General features: G+C 58.5%; 19 protein-coding genes. All 19 read right to left on the bottom strand.

Features of this window, described 5'->3' with window-relative positions; genetic code table 11:
- Positions 1-1,196: flagellar hook-associated protein FlgK (gene flgK / locus LBR61_13760; protein ID MDR1733147.1), on the bottom strand; the 1,196-nt coding region annotated here is incomplete at its 3' end.
- Between the two features lie 95 nt (positions 1,197-1,291).
- A complete protein-coding gene (locus tag LBR61_13755) occupies positions 1,292-1,744 on the bottom strand; it encodes a flagellar protein FlgN (protein MDR1733146.1) in 453 nt (150 codons plus the stop codon).
- Positions 1,745-1,750: 6 nt separating this feature from the next.
- Positions 1,751-2,038 (bottom strand): flagellar biosynthesis anti-sigma factor FlgM, encoded by a 288-nt coding sequence (locus tag LBR61_13750; protein MDR1733145.1) that lies wholly within the window; start codon positions 2,036-2,038, stop codon positions 1,751-1,753.
- Positions 2,039-2,138: 100 nt separating this feature from the next.
- Positions 2,139-2,807, bottom strand: coding sequence for a ComF family protein (locus LBR61_13745; protein ID MDR1733144.1), 669 nt, complete (start codon positions 2,805-2,807; stop codon positions 2,139-2,141).
- A 216-nt stretch (positions 2,808-3,023) separates the two neighbouring features.
- Positions 3,024-4,916 (bottom strand): SH3 domain-containing protein, encoded by a 1,893-nt coding sequence (locus tag LBR61_13740; protein MDR1733143.1) that lies wholly within the window; start codon positions 4,914-4,916, stop codon positions 3,024-3,026.
- Positions 4,917-5,065: 149 nt separating this feature from the next.
- Positions 5,066-6,034, bottom strand: a complete 969-nt coding sequence (locus LBR61_13735; protein ID MDR1733142.1) for a threonylcarbamoyl-AMP synthase — start codon at positions 6,032-6,034, stop codon at positions 5,066-5,068.
- Positions 6,035-6,077: 43 nt separating this feature from the next.
- Complete coding sequence (gene tgt, locus LBR61_13730) at positions 6,078-7,277, bottom strand: tRNA guanosine(34) transglycosylase Tgt (protein MDR1733141.1); 1,200 nt, start codon at positions 7,275-7,277, stop codon at positions 6,078-6,080.
- Positions 7,270-8,058, bottom strand: a complete 789-nt coding sequence (locus LBR61_13725) for a TatD family hydrolase (GenBank protein MDR1733140.1) — start codon at positions 8,056-8,058, stop codon at positions 7,270-7,272. The genes tgt and LBR61_13725 overlap by 8 nt, the downstream gene beginning before the upstream one ends.
- 90 nt (positions 8,059-8,148) lie before the next feature.
- Positions 8,149-9,099 carry a riboflavin biosynthesis protein RibF gene (gene ribF / locus LBR61_13720; GenBank protein ID MDR1733139.1) on the bottom strand — a complete coding sequence of 317 codons (951 nt, stop codon included), beginning with the start codon at positions 9,097-9,099 and terminating at the stop codon, positions 8,149-8,151.
- Positions 9,096-10,010 carry a tRNA pseudouridine(55) synthase TruB gene (gene truB / locus LBR61_13715; protein ID MDR1733138.1) on the bottom strand — a complete coding sequence of 305 codons (915 nt, stop codon included), beginning with the start codon at positions 10,008-10,010 and terminating at the stop codon, positions 9,096-9,098. Before truB ends, ribF begins: the two co-directional genes overlap by 4 nt.
- Positions 9,985-10,992, bottom strand: a complete 1,008-nt coding sequence (locus LBR61_13710) for a bifunctional oligoribonuclease/PAP phosphatase NrnA (protein ID MDR1733137.1) — start codon at positions 10,990-10,992, stop codon at positions 9,985-9,987. The genes truB and LBR61_13710 overlap by 26 nt, the downstream gene beginning before the upstream one ends.
- The gene (rbfA, locus tag LBR61_13705; GenBank protein ID MDR1733136.1) at positions 10,989-11,417 is read right to left on the bottom strand and encodes a 30S ribosome-binding factor RbfA; all 429 of its coding nucleotides are present in this window, start codon (positions 11,415-11,417) and stop codon (positions 10,989-10,991) included. Before rbfA ends, LBR61_13710 begins: the two co-directional genes overlap by 4 nt.
- Positions 11,418-11,556: 139 nt before the next feature.
- Positions 11,557-13,572: a translation initiation factor IF-2 gene (infB, locus tag LBR61_13700; GenBank protein MDR1733135.1), complete on the bottom strand. Its 2,016-nt coding sequence runs from the start codon at positions 13,570-13,572 to the stop codon at positions 11,557-11,559.
- The gene (locus LBR61_13695; GenBank protein MDR1733134.1) at positions 13,550-14,176 is read right to left on the bottom strand and encodes a DUF448 domain-containing protein; all 627 of its coding nucleotides are present in this window, start codon (positions 14,174-14,176) and stop codon (positions 13,550-13,552) included. The genes infB and LBR61_13695 overlap by 23 nt, the downstream gene beginning before the upstream one ends.
- 5 nt (positions 14,177-14,181) lie before the next feature.
- On the bottom strand, positions 14,182-15,282 hold the full coding sequence (gene nusA / locus LBR61_13690; protein MDR1733133.1) for a transcription termination factor NusA: 1,101 nt from the start codon (positions 15,280-15,282) through the stop codon (positions 14,182-14,184).
- A gap of 13 nt (positions 15,283-15,295) precedes the next feature.
- Positions 15,296-15,835 (bottom strand): ribosome maturation factor RimP, encoded by a 540-nt coding sequence (locus LBR61_13685; GenBank protein ID MDR1733132.1) that lies wholly within the window; start codon positions 15,833-15,835, stop codon positions 15,296-15,298.
- 268 nt (positions 15,836-16,103) lie between these two features.
- Positions 16,104-16,286 carry a hypothetical protein gene (locus LBR61_13680; GenBank protein ID MDR1733131.1) on the bottom strand — a complete coding sequence of 61 codons (183 nt, stop codon included), beginning with the start codon at positions 16,284-16,286 and terminating at the stop codon, positions 16,104-16,106.
- Between the two features lie 86 nt (positions 16,287-16,372).
- On the bottom strand, positions 16,373-17,791 hold the full coding sequence (gene gltX / locus LBR61_13675; GenBank protein ID MDR1733130.1) for a glutamate--tRNA ligase: 1,419 nt from the start codon (positions 17,789-17,791) through the stop codon (positions 16,373-16,375).
- Positions 17,788-18,981 carry a 2-C-methyl-D-erythritol 2,4-cyclodiphosphate synthase gene (ispF, locus tag LBR61_13670; GenBank protein MDR1733129.1) on the bottom strand — a complete coding sequence of 398 codons (1,194 nt, stop codon included), beginning with the start codon at positions 18,979-18,981 and terminating at the stop codon, positions 17,788-17,790. Before ispF ends, gltX begins: the two co-directional genes overlap by 4 nt.
- Positions 18,982-18,994: the final 13 nt, after the last annotated feature.

Raw genomic sequence — 18,994 nt, 5'->3', positions numbered from 1 at the left:
AGAACGAGCTCACCGCTTCCATTGTTGTCAATGGGAGAGCCCGTGTAAGTGCCCACCACCGTCCCGCCCGGTCCGGTTATCGTCGCCGTCACCGTCCAGTCGGTTCCGCTTCCCGTTACCGTAAAGGACGCCGTGTAGTCTCCCGATGTGATGTCAAAGTTATACGTGCCTGTATCTCCGGAGGGCGCGACGATCCCGTTCGCAAAAGTCTGCGAAGTCAATATGTTTTTAAGAGAACCGTTGGGGTTGAGGCATCGGGCGTCGCTTCCCCCCACGCTCCAGGTCCCGCCGTTGGAGATGCGGTCCACCACCAGCTGATGCACGCCTTCGGGTCCCGTGGCCAGAGCCAGAGCCACCCGGGGATCCTCCACGATGTCGAACTCGTTGTTCAGAACCTGCACGTCGTAATAGACTTTTCCGCCCCACTCGAAGGCATGGGCCACCAGCTCGCGGACCTTGTCGCCCTGCACGAGGGTACGACCGTTCAGCGTGACGAAAAACTCGCCCGTCAGGTCCCCGTTCTGGAAGGGCTCCTGAATGTCGATATCGATCATCTTCGACAGTTTGTCCAGCAGAAGATCGCGCTTGTCCAGCAAATCGTTGGGGTTCTGCTCGCTTGCCTGAACGAAGGCGATTTGTTTATTCAGAGACGCGATTTCGTACAATATGGTGTTCGCCTCGTCCACGGCGGAGCGAATCTCCTTATTGACGGAAGACGCGTAATTATCCATATTATTGATGAGATTATCCAGCATGTTCCCCAGGGTCTTCGCGTTCTGAACGACCGTCTCGCGTATCGCGATGCTTTCAGGGTTCACCTGAAGGTCGTTCAGCGACGACCAGAAAGAGTTGAGGGCGCTGCTCACTCCCTCTCCTCCCGGCTCCGCGAAGTAGACCTGAAGGGTGTTGTAAAACTCGTTGATCTTCTCCCAGTATCCCGCGGTCTGAGACTCAAGCCGGTATTGATAATCCAGAAACTCGTCCCGAATGCGAATGATGTCGGTGGCCTTTACGCCCGTCCCGACCTGACCGGCGGTAGGATAGTCGTAGGGAAACGTCGTCGCGAGGTTCACCCGCTGACGGGAATACCCCTCGGTGTTGACGTTGGATATGTTGTGCCCCGCCGTCTGTATCCCCAGCCTGAAGGCATTGAGGGCGCGCTGCCCCATTTCCAGCCCCGCAAAGGTGTTCAGCATGGACGCCCGCCCCTCTCTATCATCATCGGACGTCCCGCGGTGACGTGGTGGACGCCCGTTCCGTCTTTCGATTTTTTGTTCGTCATCACAGCCTGTTACCCCCTGAAATCCAGCCCTTCCGACTGCATAAAGCCGTCGCCGCTGAGACGGCGCCACTCCGAAAGCAGCAGAGCGCTGAATCGCTCATTATGTTCTATCAGTCCGCTCAGGATCGTCATTTCTGCCTTCAGGGCAAAAATGGAATGTCCAAAACGATCTCCGGCGCTCCGAAGCTCTGTTCCTTCCGCTTCAGGGAGCGCCTTCACCAGGTTCGCAAGCCGTCCCGGGCACCTGAGCTCTCCGGCCAGAGCCTGAACGAGGCGTTCCCGTCGCGCTTCCAGGGCCTGAACATCGAAAAAAATTTCCTGAACATATTTCATCTGATCCTGGAGCAGGGCATGGTCTTTTTCCCTGACGGTTTCTCTTTGTTCCACGATGGCGTCGACCAACTCGTCAATGACGTCGGCTTCGTCCAAAAGAACGTCCACAAGCGCCTTCGCGGACAACAAAAATCGTTACTTCCCTTCGTCCAGAATTCCGGCCAAAAAGAGATTGTGAGCGATTTTCTCCAGAGGCGGCTTATACTCGCCCGCTTCGATTTTCTGTTTCAGATCATCGACCAGATCCTGACGTACTTCGGGAATATTTTTCAGCTCTCCCGAGATACGCGCCAGTTCCACGGCAAACAGGCTGAAATCCGCCGCATCCGACCCGTTTTTGACCTCTCCCGCTCCGTATCCTTTTTTCGCTTTGGCCTGAGTCAAAGCGTCGATACTGTACTGGCCCGCAATTTTTTCTATCAAGGGTAACACTCTCCTTTTCTGTTCCTGCTGCGCGCTTTTGCTTCATTCCTGATATAGACTCAATACACCTCGTCCACACTCAATATCGGACGACTATTCGCTATTCTTTAGCCGTGGCGGTTTGAGCCGGAACAAACGCCCCCACCACCCTGGCCCCCTTCAGACGGCAGGCCTCCGCCATGCGGGCCAGGGTCGAGCCCGTGGTGCAGACGTCGTCCACCAGGGCCAGTCGAAGGCCTTTCACGCTCTCGTCGATCTCGAAGGCGTCGCTGGACAGAGCGCGTCTTGCGGCCGCTCCCTTGCTCTCCTGAGTTTTTGATCGACTTCTCCAGCGGGCCGCTCTCCACACGGGAACACCCCAGACGTCTCCCAGTCCCAGCGCGATTTCTTCCGTCTGGTTATAACGGCGGGGACTGTCCAGATGCAGAGGAACCGGAACGAGGGCATCCAGGCCGGGATTCTCGAAACACTCGCCCAGCCCTCTGCCCAGGAGGACGCCGCAGGCTTTGAGGCCCCCGTACTTGAGCCGAAGAATCACATCCCGCATGACGCCTTCATAAATGGCCCCCGCATAGACGGCCGCTCCCTCTCCGTGAACCCGACAGGGCATAGGACCTCCACAGTGAAGGCACCGGGGAATTTGTGGCTTTTCCAGCAGATATTCCAGACAGTCGGGACAGAGCAGACTGGCCGCCGCTCCGCAGACGGGGCAGGAAACCGGCCAAAGCATGTGAGAACACAGAGACAGAAATTTTGAAAGAAAACTCAAAGACAAACTCCTTTCAGGATTCAATAAAAAATCAGAGGTCAGGTATAGATCTTAATCAAAAGTCATAAATTTTTGAACGCTATTTTCAGTACGTGATCACGCATTTCACTATAAGGCGGAGACACAAAAAAAGAGGAGCCGAAGCTCCCCTCCAATCTTTAATCATCAACCTTCAACCTGCAATCCGCAAATCCGCCGGAACGGAAAATATGGGCTCTAAATATTGCCCACCGTGATACTTTGAACCCTGCCGCTTCTCATGCGAATCCCCACGCCCCGCCCTTCGCTTTCGAGATAACGGAGCTGTCCGCCCTTCCACTCCGACGGATAACCCATATTTTTGTAAAGGGCCTCGTCGGTGATGCCGATGGCCAGACCGTTCTGTAAAACGTGCTGGGCCGAGGTGACCTGCAGGCGGGCAATGTCGCTTTCTCCCCGGAAGTTCATGGTCAGCCCCGACCATGTGAAAGCCGAGGCGGTCTCCCGTGAGGGCCGGCCCAGATGCTTCACGGCGTCTTCTTTATTCGCTCCGAAGGTTTTGAGCAGCACGTCCGTATAACCTTCGGGCAGGGAAGCCGGTCGCGCGTCCAGGGGCTGGAAGTACTGTCCATAGATCCAGCCTTCTTTTCCTCCGGTTCGTACCTGATACCAGGGACCGGTCAGGGTGCCCGTGGTTCCCTCCCACCGGTTCAGAAGGTCGAGACGCACGTCCGCGCTCAGACGCGCCACCACCGATCCACCCGTGGAATGGTCCGCACGAACGTTGACGTTGCTCCCCGTGACCACGCCCCGGCTCGGAGCAAGAATCTGCAGCTCGGTCAGAGGATCTCGCTTCACGGGAACGATCGGCTCGTCGGGAACGGCCGGCTTCTGCTGATCCGCCGGGGTGGAAGGCGTCGGGGGAAGGGTGGGAGGCAGAGGGCTGGGACCCCTCTGAAAACCGCCCATCAGAAACCAGGCCGCTCCTCCCACGGCCAGCAGCAAAACCACAGGCCCCAGGATCCGGCGGAACAGAGAGCGGTTTTTGCGCTTACGCCGGCGGGTGTAGTGGGAAAACTCCTTATAAGAGTTGTCCGGCGCAATGTGCAGAGGACGCCTGGGAATGGCCCCCTCTTCTTTCGTCGGCTTTACGAAAACTCTGTGAGGCGAGGAAATTTCCGAGTCCTCCGTGAAAGGCGTCTCTAAATTCTCCGGGGTCGTCTCTCCTTCTCCATGAGATTCTTCCTCGCCGTATCTTTCCTCCGCTTCCCCGGGCTCGCTTTCCGCCCGCCAGGATTCGGCTTTCTGAGAGGAGGAAAACGAACGAATCGGAACTTCCCGGAAATTCGTCCCCTCATGCTCCTCGGAGGTCGGGCCATCCGTTTCTTCCGGGGAGAAATCCTCTCTTCGGGCCGTTTCGGCGTCGGCATCCTCCGCCCTGGTGTGCAGAGCCTTTCCGCACACGAAGCAGAATCGATGCCCCACTCCCACGCTGGCTCCACATGCCGGGCAGACCTTGGAGGCCCGTCTTCTCACCGGAATGGCGGTATAAATTTCATCTTCTTCGTCGATCATACGTTCCGTTTTATCTTCTTTGAACATTCTGGACGCGAAAACGCGTTCTCTCCTTCTCATTCCATTACTTCCCGGGGAAGAACTCCGCCCTCTTCCGGCGTTCCGCTCCAGGAAATCCTCATCGCCTTCGACGCCTCTGTCTTCGGGGTCCTCGTCTTCATAATCGTCGTCTCTGTCGTCGTCTTCACTCTCATCGTCCTCATAGTCTCTGTAGTTGTAAGAAGGGTTTTTCAGCAGAAAAGCGAGCAGTCCGGCCGCCAGGTAAAAAGCTCCGAATATCCGGGCTCCTCGGGCCAGAAAACACGCTCCCGCCGCGAGAATCAGGAAAAAACCTCCCGCGCGGCGTCTGTGAAAGCCCATGATCCCCCCGGGCAGAGACAGGACGACAGAAATGAACAGCACAATGGCCGTCAGCCACGAAAAATCATTGCCTGCAATTCCCGCCGCCTGAGACGCCGCATCGGGGGTATACAGCATCCACAGCACTCCGATTACCCCGATGATTATCGATACGATCGCCGTACCCAGTGATAACGCCAGCACTATCCAACGCATACGCATACCCCCATCACTGCAAGAAGAGTGAATCATCCAGAATTATATATTATTTAGAAACCCCTGGCTCCTAATCATCTTCCATCATAATACTCACAGATTCGACGTTTGGCAAACGCGGGATTTTTCCGCCGCTCTTTTCCGCTCCCTCAGGAGGCCGACGCGGCGCGGCGCAGGCGGTCCCTCAGAGCCAGACCGACGCCCCGGGCCTCCGGCCACTGGACGACGATGAGGGAAACTTTCTCCGCCTCCAGACGGCGGAAAGACGCGAAAACCCCCCGCGCGAAATTTTCCACGGAGTCGAAAACGATCACCTTCGCGAAAGGAAAATCCGGAACGTTCATCCCGATAAAACCCGCGGAGGAATGAAGTCCCTCCGGCAGTTCCCCTCCCTCCCAGATGCGCAGGGGGACGAAGGGCGCGTAATGTCTGTAACGCATTCCCGGCGATCGTCGGGCCGAATGGCTGTCCGCCCCTCCGGGTTTTTCTCCGAGAAAGTCCGCGATTTCCTCCAGGGACAGCCCGCCCGGCCGCAAAAGAACAGCCTTTTCTTCCGTCAGGTCCAAAACCGTGGACTCCACTCCCACATCCACGGCTCCCGCGTCCAGAACGAGATCCACGCATCCCGCGAGATCGGCCATCACCGCATCCGCGTCCGTGGGGCTGGGGCGCCCGCTTCGATTGGCGCTGGGAGCCGCCAGAGGAAACCCCGCCGCCTCAATGAGAGCCAGCGCCACCGGATGGTCGGGCATACGCAGCGCCACCGTGTCCAGGCCCGCCGTCACCTCCCGCGGAACCACCGGCAGCGAAGGAAGCACCAGAGTCAGAGGCCCCGGCCAGAAGGCCCGCATCATGGACCGGGCGCGGTCGTCCACCCGGGCCAGAGTCCGCGCCTCCTCCGGATCTCGCAGGTGAAGAATCAGAGGATTGTCCGAAGGGCGCCCCTTGGCGAGAAAAATTTTTTTCACCGCTTCGGGGTCCAAACCGTTCGCTCCCAGCCCGTAGACCGTTTCCGTGGGAAAGGCCACCAGACGCCCCTCCCGCAGCATACCGGCTCCCCGACGGATGACGGGCGCTTCGGGGTTCCAGCGGTTCACGGCAAGGCGTTCCGTTTTCATTTCCTTTTCATCCTTTTTTACTTGTATTTTTCATTTTTTACTTTCATTTTTCATTCTCGCGCTCATTGCCCTCACGCTCATTGCCATCTCTGAAGGTCTCCAGAAAACGCTCCCGAAAACGGGGGAATTCTCCCGCGAGAATCGCCTCCCGGGCCTTCCGGGCCAGGCGGATCGTGAAGCGCAGGTTATGCCAGGTGCAGAGCCGGGCGGAGAGAATTTCCCCGCAGCGGTGGAGATGCCGGAGATAGGCCCGGGTGAAATTGCGGCAGAGGTAGCAGTCGCACTCGGGGTCGAGAGGAGAAAAATCCCTCTCGTACTTCCGCGCCTTGATGTTGACCCGCCCGAAGGAGGTGAAGAGCGTTCCGTTCCGGCCGTTGCGGGTGGGCAAAACGCAGTCGAACATGTCGATTCCCCTGGCGATTCCCTCCACGATATTGGGAGGATACCCCACTCCCATCAGGTAACGGGGTTTCTGACGCGGCAGAACGGGGTTCAGGAGGTCCAAAATTCGATACATGTCTCCGTGGGGCTCTCCCACCGACAAGCCTCCGATGGCGTAACCGTCAAAGTCGAGCTCCATCAGTTCCCTCGCCGACCGGAGCCGCAGGTCATCGAAGGTCGAGCCCTGAACGACGCCGAAGAGGGCCTGAGAGGGTCTGTCATGGGCCTTCCGGCATCGCCCGGCCCACAGAGTGGTGCGCTCCAGTGCCTTCGCGGCCTCCTCCCGGCTGACGGGCCAGGCGGTGCACTGGTCGAAACACATGGCCACGTCGCTGCCCAGTTTTTGCTGAACCGACATCGCCCACTCCGGCGACATCCTGTGCAGAGAACCGTCCACATGGGAACGGCACTGGACTCCTTCATCGGTAATTTTGTTGAGCACCGCCAGAGAAAAAACCTGAAAACCGCCGCTGTCCGTCAGAATGGGACGATCCCAGCCCATAAAGCGATGCAGTCCCCCCGCCTCGGCGATCAGGTCCGCCCCGGGGCGCATGTGGAGGTGATAGGTGTTGCCCAGAAGGATGCGCGTTTCGATTTCCTCCAGCTCGCGAACCGTCATGGCCTTGACCGTGGCCTGAGTCCCCACCGGCATGAAAACCGGAGTCTCCACAATCCCGTGGGGCGTTATCAGCTCCCCCGCCCTGGCTCCCGTTTCCGGACAGGTCGCCAGAACCCGAAAGCCAAAGGCAGCGTCCTTCTCAGGCGGAAAGAGCCCCTCAGCCATAAAATAATCCTCAGGCATAAAGAGACCCCCAGCCAAAAAGGCGCTCCGCGTTGGCGTCCGTGATCCGGCACAGATCTTCCACGGAAATCCCCCGAACCTCCGCGACAGTTTCATAGACAAAGCGAACGAAAGCCGGCTCGTTGGTCTTCCCCCGGTAAGGTCTGGGCGTCAGCCACGGAGCGTCCGTCTCGCAGAGCAAACGATCCTCCGGCGCTTGAGCGGCGGTTTCCCGCAGGGCGTCATTTTTGGCCCAGGTCACGGGCCCCGCCAGAGAGATGTACGCGTCCAGCGCCTTCACCTCGTTCATATACTCCAGCCCTCCCGCGTAACAGTGGAAAAGCAGCCGCAGTTCCCGTGCGGCATCGAAGGGGAGCGATTTCAGCAGGGCCAGAGCGTCCTCCATGGCCTCTCTCACGTGAATGACGAGAGGTTTGTTCGTCCGCCGGGCCCATTCGGCATGCAGGCGAAACACCCTTCGCTGAACATCCCGGGGAGAATGGTCGTAGTGGTAATCCAGCCCCGTCTCGCCGATGGCCGCCACACGAGGGTCCTCCGCCAGTTTCAGCAGTTCCTCCGGAAGTTCGTCCTCCACCAGTTTCGAGTCGTGAGGATGAATGCCCACCGCGGCAAACACCCCTTCCGCGGCGTAAAGACGAGCCAGCCTCACCGCCTCGGCACTGTCCGAGGGCGTGCTCCCCACCACGAGAATGCGCTTCACGCCGGCCTCTCCGGCCCGCCGAAGAACCTCCGAAGCCTGGGAACAAAGAGGGTCGGTATTGATATGACAATGCGTATCCATAAAAAACAAAATGATGCCTCCACTATATAGCCCGGCAGGGAAAAATCAAAAAATAATCTAAAATTTAATAAAGGAAACGGGATCTCTGCTTTATTTATAGCCCAGTTTTTTCAGAATTTCGGTATAGCCCATCAAAAATCCTCCGTAACAGTCCGGTTTCGCCGCCAGGGACCTGTCGAAGATCGTCCGGCTGCGGTCCACGTCCGCCTGAATTTGCAGAGAAAGAGCGCCCGGATCGCTGAACCGCTCCTGTCTTCGAAGCCGTGAGAGAAAAAAAACGGGCAGACTCGCCTCGTAAAGGCTGCCCTCGTAGCTGAGGATGAAGACCTCCACCCGCACGTCGTCCAGGTCGTCGAAGGTCGGATTTTTGCCGATGGAGAGAGCTCCGGCCTTCCACTGTCCGCCCACCGGAACGGCCACGGCGTAAACTCCTTCCGCCGGCAGCAGTTTCGCACCGGGAACGTTCAGATTGGCCGTGGGGAAACCCAGTTCTCTCCCCCGCCCGAACCCGTGGACGACATCTCCCCAGAGAAACCAGGGATAGCCCAGATACCGCGCCGCCGACTCGCAGTCTCCGGCGTCGATCTGAGACCGGATCAGAGAGCTGGATATGCGAACGCCACGGGAAGTCAGGGCCGCCACGGGAAGAAAGGGAATCCCCTTTTCCCGGCAGTACTCCTCCAGCAGAGGAACGTCTCCGGTACGCCGGTAGCCGAAGCGGTAGTCCTCCCCAACCACGATGCCGTCCACCTCCACCACGTCATTCAGAAAATTCCAAAACTGTCGGGGGGAGAAATGCACCAGCTCATCGTCGAACTTCAGGTTGACGATATGAGGAACCCCCAAAAAGCGGCGAATCAGCTCCCGCTCCCTCAGGGTGAAAAGCGTCGCGGACAGTTCATGTCTGAAAAGCCCCGGATGGGGATCGAAGGTGATGACACCCCAATCCCTGTTTCGGGAAGACGCCAGTTCTCCGGCGTGTTTGAAAAGAAGCGCGTGTCCTCTGTGAAATCCGTCGAAGGATCCCAAAACGACAATCATCGAAGTTCCTCCGGACCGGCGATAATGTTGGTTTTCGGCCTCAGGCAGAGCTCGCCCTTCGCCCCCGTCTCGATGTCGGCAAACCCGATCATCCTCTTTCCCTCCACGTACACCCCTCCTGAAAGAGACACGGAACCGGGAACATAACGCCCCGCCTCTCCCAGAGGAACGCAGAGTCCGTCCATCAGCCTCCGTTCGGCGTCCGGCGAAAGGGAAACGCGGTGAAAATGAGCGCCCACCTCCGCGGGGGAGCGCAAGCGAAGTTCCATTTCCTCAGTCGCATCCGGCAGCAGGGCATCCCTCACATGAAAAGGTCCGGTGGAAAGCCGGCGCAGCTCCGTCACGCAGGCCCCGCACTGAAGGATCTCTCCGATGTCCCGAACGATGCTGCGGATGTAGGTTCCCTTTCCGCAGGTCACGGAAATCCGCACCCGACCCTCCCGAAGGGGTGAACACCGTTTCACGGAAGTCACGTAAACGGGCCGCGCCTTCGGCCGCTCCGCCCCTCCGGAACGGACGATGCGATGGGAGGGTTTTCCCCCCACCTTCAGAGCCGATATGCCGGGCGGAAGCTGCATGCGCTCTCCCCAAAAAGAACGAAGGACACTGTCAAAGGCCGCTTCATCCACCTTCGCCGCGTCCCCGCGAAACACCACCTGCCCCGAACTGTCGCAGGTATCCGTGGACACTCCGAGACAAACTTCGGCCTCGTAAACCTTGGAGAGCTTCATCACATAATCCGACAGACGCGTGGCCAGCCCCAGCAGGACGATGAGAAGGCCGGAAGCCGTGGAGTCCAGAGTTCCCGCGTGGCCCACCCGGGCGCCGGCAAAATGTTTTTTTACCCTCGCCACGCACTCCGCGCTGCGGAGCCCCACAGGTTTGTCAATCAGCAGCAAACCATTCGGCATAGGCATTCTCCACGGTGGTCCGAACGATTTGAATGGCGTCTTCCAAAGGAAGGGGCAGCGTGGTTCCCGCGGCTCTGGGGTGTCCTCCGCCCCCCAGGGAACGGGCGACAGAGGCGGCGGTAACCGCCCCGGCTCTGGAACGAAAACTGACCCGCGCATCCTTTTCGCCCTCGGTGACCATGGCGGCGAAACGAACGCCCTGGATCAGCAGCAGCTGATTGACGAGAGATTCCGTATCCGCCACTATGGCGCCCGTGGTTTCAAAATCTTTTCGGGACAGCCAGGTCATGGCGATCTGAGACTGGACCCCAAAGCGGCATATCCGGCTCAGGGCCAGCCCCCACAGGTGCATCCCCTCCAGAGATCGATTCTGGCGAAGGGCGGCGTCGATTTTCGCCGGATCCACCTCCCGGCACAGGAGGTCCGCCGCCACCCGATGGGTTTCGGGGGAGGTGTTGCTGTACATGAAACCCCCCGTGTCGCTGATGATACCCGTATAAAGGCCCTCGGCCACCCGGGGCGTGATGTTCCACCCTCCCGCCTGCATGATGTGCCACAGGAGCTCGGCCACAGAGGACACTCCCGGCTCCACGCAGTTCATCGTGCCGAAAAGGCTGTTGTCCTCGTGGTGATCGATATTCAGAATGAACGCGTGGGGAAGCCGGGCGTCCCGCAGTCCCTTTACGCCCCTGTCCTCGTCAGCCGAGTCCAAAAAGATGTGAAGGATCTCCCGACTGTCAAAGACGTAGCTTTCCTGAATACGGTAGTTCTCCACATTAGGAAGGTAGTCGTAGGAGGGAGGCACCGGGTCGGGCCCCGTCCAGCGGACGTTCTTCCCCTGCAGCAGCCCCGCCTCAAACAGCGCCGAGCCGGAGCCCAGAGCGTCTCCGTCCAGTTTCATATGGGAAAAAATGTACCATGAAGCGGCTTCGGAAAGCGTGCGGGCGACCTGCGAAAGGACTTCCGGATTCAGGGTTTTCATGATTGCCCCCCTTCCTCCGTTTCCTCGTCCCCGTCTTCATCTTCGTCCCCGGCGTCGTCGTCTCCTTCGGCCTCTTTTCCGTGAGAATCCAGCCCCAGCCGACGCAGAACATCATCAATATGCCGCCCGTATTCCTGAGACTGATCGACCAGGAACTCCAGGGCCGGCACATGCCGCAGTTTCAATCCGTGTCCCAGCATCGTACGCAGTGCGCCTTTCACGTTCTGCAGTTCAACCAGCACTTCCGGGCGAATCGCGGGGTCCAGCGTCGTAAAATACACCCGCGCGGTCTCCAGATCTCGAGCGCAGTCCACTCCTGTGATGATGGCGTTTTTCGCTCCGTCGTTCTTGATTCGCTGTTCCAGAAGCAGCGATATTTCCCGTTGAAGCTGCTTATTGATCCTCGCCATGCGAAACGTTGCCAAATCTGTTCACCTCCTGCCGAAAGTCCACGATTCCGAACCTCCGGCGTTCTTCCCTCGCGGCCATAACGGTATGCCCCATTCTCAGCCCTTAACTCTCATTTCTCGTTTCTTACAATTTCTTACGATTTCTTACAATCTTTTACAGCGTGCGTTTTTCCTCAACGACCTCGTAAGCCTCCAAAATATCGCCTTCTTCGAAGTCCTGGAATCCCGCCAGGGTGATGCCGCAGTCGAACCCCGCCTTGACCTCCCGCGCCTCGTCCTTAAAATGATGCAGCGTGGAAATATTGCCGTTCCAGAGAACGATGCCCGCCCTCACGACGCGCACTTTGGCGTTGCGGCGCACAAGACCCTCCGTCACATGACAGCCGGCGACCCTTCCCGCCTTCGGAATTTTGAAAATCGAGCGAATTTGCGCCTCACCCAGAATCTGCTCCCGGAGGCTGGGCTTCAGAAGCCCTTCCATAGCCGCCCGAACGTCGTCGATCACGTCGTAGATAATGTTGTAAATGCGAATTTCCACTCCGTCCGACTCCGCGATTTTTTTCGCGTTGGCGTCGGGGCGGACGTTGAAGCCCACAATGACCGCATTGGAGGCCGAGGCCAGCATGACGTCCGACTCCGCGATTCGTCCGACTCCGCGATGAACGATATTGACGCCCACCTCGCTGGTGGCCATTTTTTCCAGAGAAGCGCAAAGAGCCTCCACGGACCCCTGCACGTCGCACTTGATCAGCAGGTTCAACTGAGGAATCTGCCCTTCCTGCATCTGAGAGTAAAGGTCCTCCAGGGAAACCCGATGAACGGGCGCTCCCGAGGCGTCGCGCTGCAGAGAACGGCTTTCGGCCAGAGCCGAACGGGCTTCCCGCTCCGAGGACACCACCCTGAAAAACTCTCCCGGCTGAGGAACCTCGTCCAGTCCGAGAATCTCCACTGGGGTACTCAGTCCGGCGGAGTTCACATTTTTTCCGGTGGTGTCGATCAGCGCACGGATTTTGCCCCAGGCGGACCCGAACAGCACGATATCCCCGCGCTTCAAAGTTCCCTTTTGCACGATGACCGTGGCCACGGGCCCCTTGCCCTTGTCGAGCTGGGCCTCAATGACGACGCCCTCCGGAGAGGCGGCAGGGTCGCCTTTCAGCTCCTGCATCTCCGCCACAAGAAGGACCATTTCCAGCAATTGGGGAATACCGTCGCCTTCTTTGGCCGAAACGTCCACCATGATCACGTCGCCGCCCCACTCCTCGGGAACCAGCCCCGCGTCGGAAAGCTGCTGACGGACTCGGTCCGGTTTCGCCGTGGGCTTGTCCACTTTGTTCACCGCCACCACAATGGGCACTCCCGCCGCTTTGACGTGGTCGATGGCCTCCCTGGTCTGGGGCATCACCCCGTCGTCCGCCGCCACCACGAGAATAACGATGTCCGTCACGCTGGCCCCCCGGGCGCGCATGGCGGTAAAGGCCTCATGACCGGGCGTGTCCAGGAACACGATGGGCTTCTTTTCGTGCATGACGATGTAAGCGCCGATGTGCTGGGTGATGCCCCCCGCCTCTCTGGCCGTGACGTTGGTGTGACGGATGGTGTCCAGCAGCGTCGTCTTGCCGTGGTCCACATGTCCCATCACCGTAACGATGGGGGGGCGCGGAACCCGTTTACCGTCTTCTTCGCCGCTTTTCTGTTTCTGCCCGTGGGGGCCGGGCGTCGCTTCAGCCGGTTTCTTTTCGGGCTCTTTATCCCTTTTTTTCTTCGTTTCGACGGGCGTCGGCGCTTCCTCGAAAACAAAAGAAACGTCGAAGGCTTTTTCCAAAACTTTCGTTATTTTGTCGTCCACCGGACTGGTAGCGGGAACCATGATCCCCGCCGACATGAGCGCCTTTACCGCATCCGCGCTGGAAATTCCAATTTTTTCCGCCACTGACTTAATCGTACTCTTCTCTCCCCACTCTATTTTTTTCTTTTCCACCGGATTCGCATCCGACGTCTGCGTTTTCGGAACGCTCTCCGACAGCGCATCTTCAACCAGCTGGGCCACGTCGTTTTCAATGGAACTCATGTGCGTTTTGACTTCGATGCCCAGATCTTCCAGAATTTTCATTAAATCTTTGTTACTTTTACCCAAAATCTTGGCCAGTTCATACACTCTCATTTTGCTCAAGGGCGATTCCCCCTTCTCTAAGCAACATTTTTATCTTATCCGCCAGACCGTTGCGCTCCGGCAGAGCTATTGCCTGTACGTTCGACGCTCCCAGAGCCGCGGAAAGCTCCGCGCTGGAAAGAGGCATACGAAGATGAACGTGCCCGCCGCCTTCGATTCCCCCGACGATCGCCCCGACGGAATCGGAGGCGTCGGCGGCGGTCAGGATCAACAGGGGTTCCTTCTTACACTGCGATTTTACACTATCGGTTCCGATATATATCAAAGAGGCCCGGCGCGACAGCCCCAGAATGGAATGCAGTTCCTTCCGGATCTCCGCCCTGTCCCGACCGCCGCCGCCGGTTTCGATGTACTCCAGCAGTTTCTCGAAAATTTCGGGAGAGACCTCCGTTTTCAGCGCCCGGGACAGGGCTCCGGTTTTCCGCGCTTTCTCGACGCATTCCCTTCGCGCGCAGAGGTAGGCCCCCCGCCCCGGAAGTTTGCCCCGGGTATCCAGGGCGACGGTTCCCTCCGGCGAGCGGACGACTCGCACCAGCGCCCTCCGAAAGGATTCCTCTCTGCAGGCGACGCAGGTACGGGGCCGTTGTCTCGGGATGCCGGCCATAACCGTCACTCCGCTTTTTCCTCCACAAAATCGTGGAAGATATCCGACAGGGTGGGCATACGATCGACCTCAATGGCGCTGATGTCGATCTTCCAGCCGGTCAGCCGGGCGGAAAGACGCACGTTCTGCCCTGCCTTGCCGATGGCCAGAGAAAGCTGATCGGGATACACGTACACCTGCACGGATCGCTCCTGATCCAGCACTGGCTCCACCTTCGCCACCCTGGCGGGAGAAAGCGAGTTGCGGATGTAGACCAGAGGCTCGCTGCTCCAGATGACGATGTCCACCTTCTCTCCGGCAAGCTCCCGGCTCACCGCCTTGATCCGCGCCCCTCCGTTTCCCACGCAGGCCCCCACAGGGTCCACGTTGGCGTCCAGGGTCATCAGAGCCACCTTCGCCCGGGTGCCCCCCTCACGCACGATGTTCTTGATCTCAATTACGCCGTCCGCGATTTCGGGGACTTCCAGCTCCAGCAGTTTGCGCAAAAGCCCCGGATGAGTCCGGGAGACGACAATACGGGGTCCTCGCGTCGTCTGCCGCACATCCAGCACGAAGAACTTCATGCGATCGCCAGGATTGTACTTTTCTCCGGCGATCCGCTCTTCTCTGGGGAGAATGCCCTCTGTCCGCTCGTTCAGTCGGATGAGCACCTGATTGTTTTCGGATTTGAACACGACCCCCGTCATCATCTCGCCGACCTTGTCGGAAAACTCCTCGTAGATCACCTGCCGTTCGGCGTCCTTCAGGCGCTGAATGATCACCTGACGCGCCGTCTGCGCCGCGATTCTTCCAAAATCCTCCGGGTTCTTCTCGATGCGCAGGACATCTCCCGCCGCGACGTTTTTGTAGCCCAGCTTCTTCGCGTCGGCCAGCGTGATTTCCGTGTCCTCCGACTCCACGGTCTTCACGACTGTGCGCAGTTCGGAAACCGAGACGTTGCCGCTTTCGAAATCGACGTGAACCTCGACCTCCTGGTTGCCCCCCTGGTATTTTCTGTAAGCGGAAATAAGCGCAGCCTCAAGGCTGGAGGCAATCAATTCCACAGAAAGGCCACGTTCCTTCGTTATCTGATTCAATGCACGTAAAAAATCGCGCCCCAACTGCATTCAATGTTCCTCCTCATGTTCTGTTCGCCGGTATTGCTTCGTTTTTTCGTTTTTTGCCGCCCGGCTTCTTCTTTGGCTCCTGGGGTTCCAGTCCTCTGAAAACCAGCGTCGCCCGGGCCACAAGGCCGAAGGGGATCACCCTCTGCCCCTCCTCGGTGACCAGAGTGACCGACGCCTCGTCGGATTCTTTGATAATCCCCGTGTGAACCTTCCGACCATCAATCAGCTCCAGCGTTTTGATCCTCGCTTCCCTGCCGTTGAAACGCAGGTAATCGGCGGGGGTGAAAAGAGGTCTTTCCAAGCCGGGTGAACTGACCTCCAGGTAATATCTGCCAGTCAGCTCCGGAGAGTCGGCTTCGTCCAGATAACGATTCAGCGCTTTTGAAACCACCTCGCAGTCTCTGATGCCGATTCCCCCCAGAGAATCGATGAACACCCGCACCACCGGTCTTCCGGATTCCGTCGTCAGAGCGGCGTGTACACACTCGTAGCCCAGTTCTTCCACTGTTCTGCCAATTTCGCGGATCATTGCTTCCTTACTGCTGTCACTCAACAGCCAAACCTCCTCTCCCATCTCCGGTAACGGGCAGGAATTCGGGTATTCACTCGGATATTCTTCCAGATATTCATTCATTCCAGATATTCACCAGATATTCAAACAAAGAGAGTGGGCGAACACCCACTCTCCAAGTCAAAATCTACCGTGAATTGACCCTATTATACACTCACTTCTCCCAAAAAACAATCACCGCGGCAAAATATTTTTTGGGGACGCTCGGCCTTCGATTTGATTTGACTTCAAATCGGCGTCAAACCCGGCGTCAAACGTAAAAGTCCTTTATAAAGTCCGCCCAGCAATTTTCGATTGCCGCCTCGTAACGATCCTCCACGGACATTTCCAAAGCCCGATCCGCGCAAACTTCATCTTCCAGGACAGGCAGCTCCTCCTCGGCAAGCCCCTGAAAATCTCCACACAGTTCGTTACGAATGTAGACGCCGCTCATTGGACTTTCCTTCCTTCTTTTTATACAGCCTTTTATACAGCTTTCATACAGCTTTTATTCGGCAGATGTTCGCTTCAGTTTCACGCTCAGATTTTCTTTTCGTCGCCCAGTCGGGACAGGGTTTCCTCCCGTCCCATCACTCCCATCAGGAGCGGCAGGGGGGAACCGCTTTCCCGCCCGGTCAGGATCAGCCTCAAAGGGTGGAAAAAGGCCTTCCCCTTCAGCCCCTGTTCCTTCATATAACCCCTCAGCTTTCCGTTCAGCATCTCCTCATTCCATGGATCGGCTGAACGCAGCGTTTCCTTCAGTCCGGACAGCCAGGGCAGATCTTCGTTCCGCAGGGGCGGCCTCTCAAAGAGAACCTCCAGGGCCTTCCGCAGCAGAGGCAGCGTGGGATTTTCCCCAAGCAGGTCCTCAATCAGGAGCTTCATTTCCTTCGAATCGAACTTTTCAAACCGGGGATCCCGCTCTTTCAGTTTCTCCAGCAGAACTCCGCTTCCCAATCGCTCCACAGCCGCCTTCTGCCAGGCGAGCAAATGGGCCTCGTCATGGACAGGGGAGGAAACCGAAAGGCGATCGAGAGAAAAATCCGCCGCCATCCCCTTCAGAGAAAAAAGCGAAACGGACTCGGAAGGGGTCCAGCTCAGGGTGGCCAGACAGGCGCAGATCGCCTCGGGAAGAAATCCCCTTTCCCGATAAGCGCTTATGGGAGTGGAGCCCGTCCGCTTGCTGAGTTTTCGATGGTCCTCCGAGGAGAGAATCATCGGGACGTGGGCGCAGTCGGGGAAGGGCCAGCCCAACGCGTCGAAGATCGCCTTCTGACGCACCGTATTGGGAATGTGCTCGTCGCCCCGAATGATGTGGGTGATCTCCATCAGGCGATCGTCCACCGCGGAGGCGAAAAGATACGTGGCCTGTCCGTCGCTTCGGGTCACCACAAAATCCCCCATGTTGGGAGCAAAGGACAGCTCCCCCCTGGCCTGGTCGTGAAACGAGAGGGTTCTGTCGGGAAGGGCGAAACGCCAGCAGTACCGCTCTCCCTTCTCGATCCGGCGAAGGGCTTCCTCACGGGGAATGGCCCGACAGGCCCCATCGTAACGGGGCGGCAGGGCTTTCGCCATCTGTCGTTCCCGCAGATCTTCCAGCCGTTTCTCGCTGCAGAAACAGGGATAAACAGCGTCTTTTTCCCTCAGGGCGGAGAGAGCCTCTTCGTAAAAACGGGCACGCTCGCTTTGTCTCCAGGGGCCTTTCCCCGAAAAATCCGGACGTCCCGGCCCCTGGTCCCATTCCAGACCCAGCCAGCGCAGATCTTCCATTATTCGCGCCTCGTATTCGACGCTGGAGCGCTCTCGGTCCGTGTCGTCGATGCGCAGGATGAAGCAGCCCTTCTCTCCCGCGCCTCGGGCAAAAAGAAAATTGAAGAGGGCCGTTCTGGCTCCACCGATGTGGAGATCCCCCGTGGGCGACGGGGCAAAACGCGTGCGAATCGCTTTCGTCTCCGTCATTTCACCCGCGACCTCCGCAGGGTCGCCACAGCCCGGCAGACCATCGATCGTCCCAGCCCGGGGTCGCCGGTCTTCTCAGCGGATTTGGCCTTCAGGTTCACGCAGTTCTCCCCCTGGGGGTTCAAAAAGGCTGAAAGTTTTTCCCGCATAAGGGGCAGATGGGCGTTCAGGCGCGGAATCTGCGCTTCGATAACGGCGTCCACCCAGACGATGCTCCACCCCTCCCCCTTCACCTTCTCCACGACCTCCCCCAGCAGTTTCATGCTGTCCGCGCCTCTGTATTTTTCGTCGTCGGCGGGGAAAAGGTTTCCGATGTCGGGCAGTCCCGCCGCCCCCAAAATCGCGTCGGAGACCGTGTGAGCCAGCAGGTCCGCATCGGAATGCCCCAAAAGCCCCAGGGGCGACTCGATCCGCACGCCCCCCAGAATGAGGGGACGTTCGGGGGTCAGCCTATGAACGTCATATCCGATTCCCGTTCTTATTTCATTTGCAAATCCCGTCTCATTTTCCATCTCGCGCTCATTTCTCGCGTTCCGCACCATGTCCGCCGCCAAAAGAGACGCCAGGCGAAGATCCTCCGGCCAGGTCACCTTGAAGTTCAGCCGCTCTCCCTCGACGCACTGCAGCTCCAGCCCCGCCGCAAGCCAGGCCTCCGCCTCGTCCCGAACTCCGGCTCCGTGTTCCTCCAGAACCCGCTCAAGGGCGCTGCGAAAAAAGGACTGGGGGGTCTGCGTTCCATAAAGATTCTCTCGGGGGACAACGGTTATTTTACCGTTTTCGATGCGCTTGACCGCCTCGGTCAGGGGAAGTACGGGAACGGCCCCCGTGGTTTCGCCGGTACGCTCCATCAAATCCGCCAGGAGTCCCGGTGAGGCGAAAGGGCGCGCCGCGTCGTGGACCATGACGTAATCGCAGGAGCAGAGGGAGAGCCCGTTTCGCACGGACTCCGAACGGGTGGCCCCCCCGGAGGCCACGCGAAAGGGCAGGGAAAACGAGGGAAAATTCTCAATATGACGGCCTTCGGGCAGAACCAGGACGATCTCGCTCACGCCCTCATTCTTCAGGGATTCTGCCAGTCTGACGCTCCAAAGCCACAAAGGACCGTCCCCCAGAGAGCGAAACTGCTTTTCCAGCCCGCCGATGCGACTGCCGCTTCCCCCCGCAACCACAAGAAAAGAAAATTCCTTCATCAGTTTTCTCAAA

The organism is Synergistaceae bacterium (genome assembly GCA_031272035.1).
In the GTDB taxonomy this organism is placed as follows: Bacteria; Synergistota; Synergistia; order Synergistales; family Aminobacteriaceae; genus JAISSA01.
This window is presented reverse-complemented; position numbering and strand designations above follow the sequence as displayed.

Excerpts from the sequence above, each read along its gene's own strand:
- tgt (MDR1733141.1), bottom strand. The coding sequence starts at position 7,277 with ATGCCTGAGGATTATTTTATGGCTGAGGGGCTCTTTCCGCCTGAGAAG.
- LBR61_13695 (MDR1733134.1), bottom strand. The coding sequence starts at position 14,176 with ATGGCCGGCATCCCGAGACAACGGCCCCGTACCTGCGTCGCCTGCAGA.
- LBR61_13740 (MDR1733143.1), bottom strand. The coding sequence starts at position 4,916 with ATGCGTTGGATAGTGCTGGCGTTATCACTGGGTACGGCGATCGTATCG.
- ribF (MDR1733139.1), bottom strand. The coding sequence starts at position 9,099 with ATGATTGTCGTTTTGGGATCCTTCGACGGATTTCACAGAGGACACGCG.
- ispF (MDR1733129.1), bottom strand. The coding sequence starts at position 18,981 with ATGAAGGAATTTTCTTTTCTTGTGGTTGCGGGGGGAAGCGGCAGTCGC.
- LBR61_13710 (MDR1733137.1), bottom strand. The coding sequence starts at position 10,992 with ATGAAAACCCTGAATCCGGAAGTCCTTTCGCAGGTCGCCCGCACGCTT.
- gltX (MDR1733130.1), bottom strand. The coding sequence starts at position 17,791 with ATGACGGAGACGAAAGCGATTCGCACGCGTTTTGCCCCGTCGCCCACG.
- LBR61_13680 (MDR1733131.1), bottom strand. The coding sequence starts at position 16,286 with ATGAGCGGCGTCTACATTCGTAACGAACTGTGTGGAGATTTTCAGGGG.
- LBR61_13725 (MDR1733140.1), bottom strand. The coding sequence starts at position 8,058 with ATGGATACGCATTGTCATATCAATACCGACCCTCTTTGTTCCCAGGCT.
- LBR61_13735 (MDR1733142.1), bottom strand. The coding sequence starts at position 6,034 with ATGAAAACGGAACGCCTTGCCGTGAACCGCTGGAACCCCGAAGCGCCC.
- truB (MDR1733138.1), bottom strand. The coding sequence starts at position 10,010 with ATGCCGAATGGTTTGCTGCTGATTGACAAACCTGTGGGGCTCCGCAGC.
- nusA (MDR1733133.1), bottom strand. The coding sequence starts at position 15,282 with ATGCAGTTGGGGCGCGATTTTTTACGTGCATTGAATCAGATAACGAAG.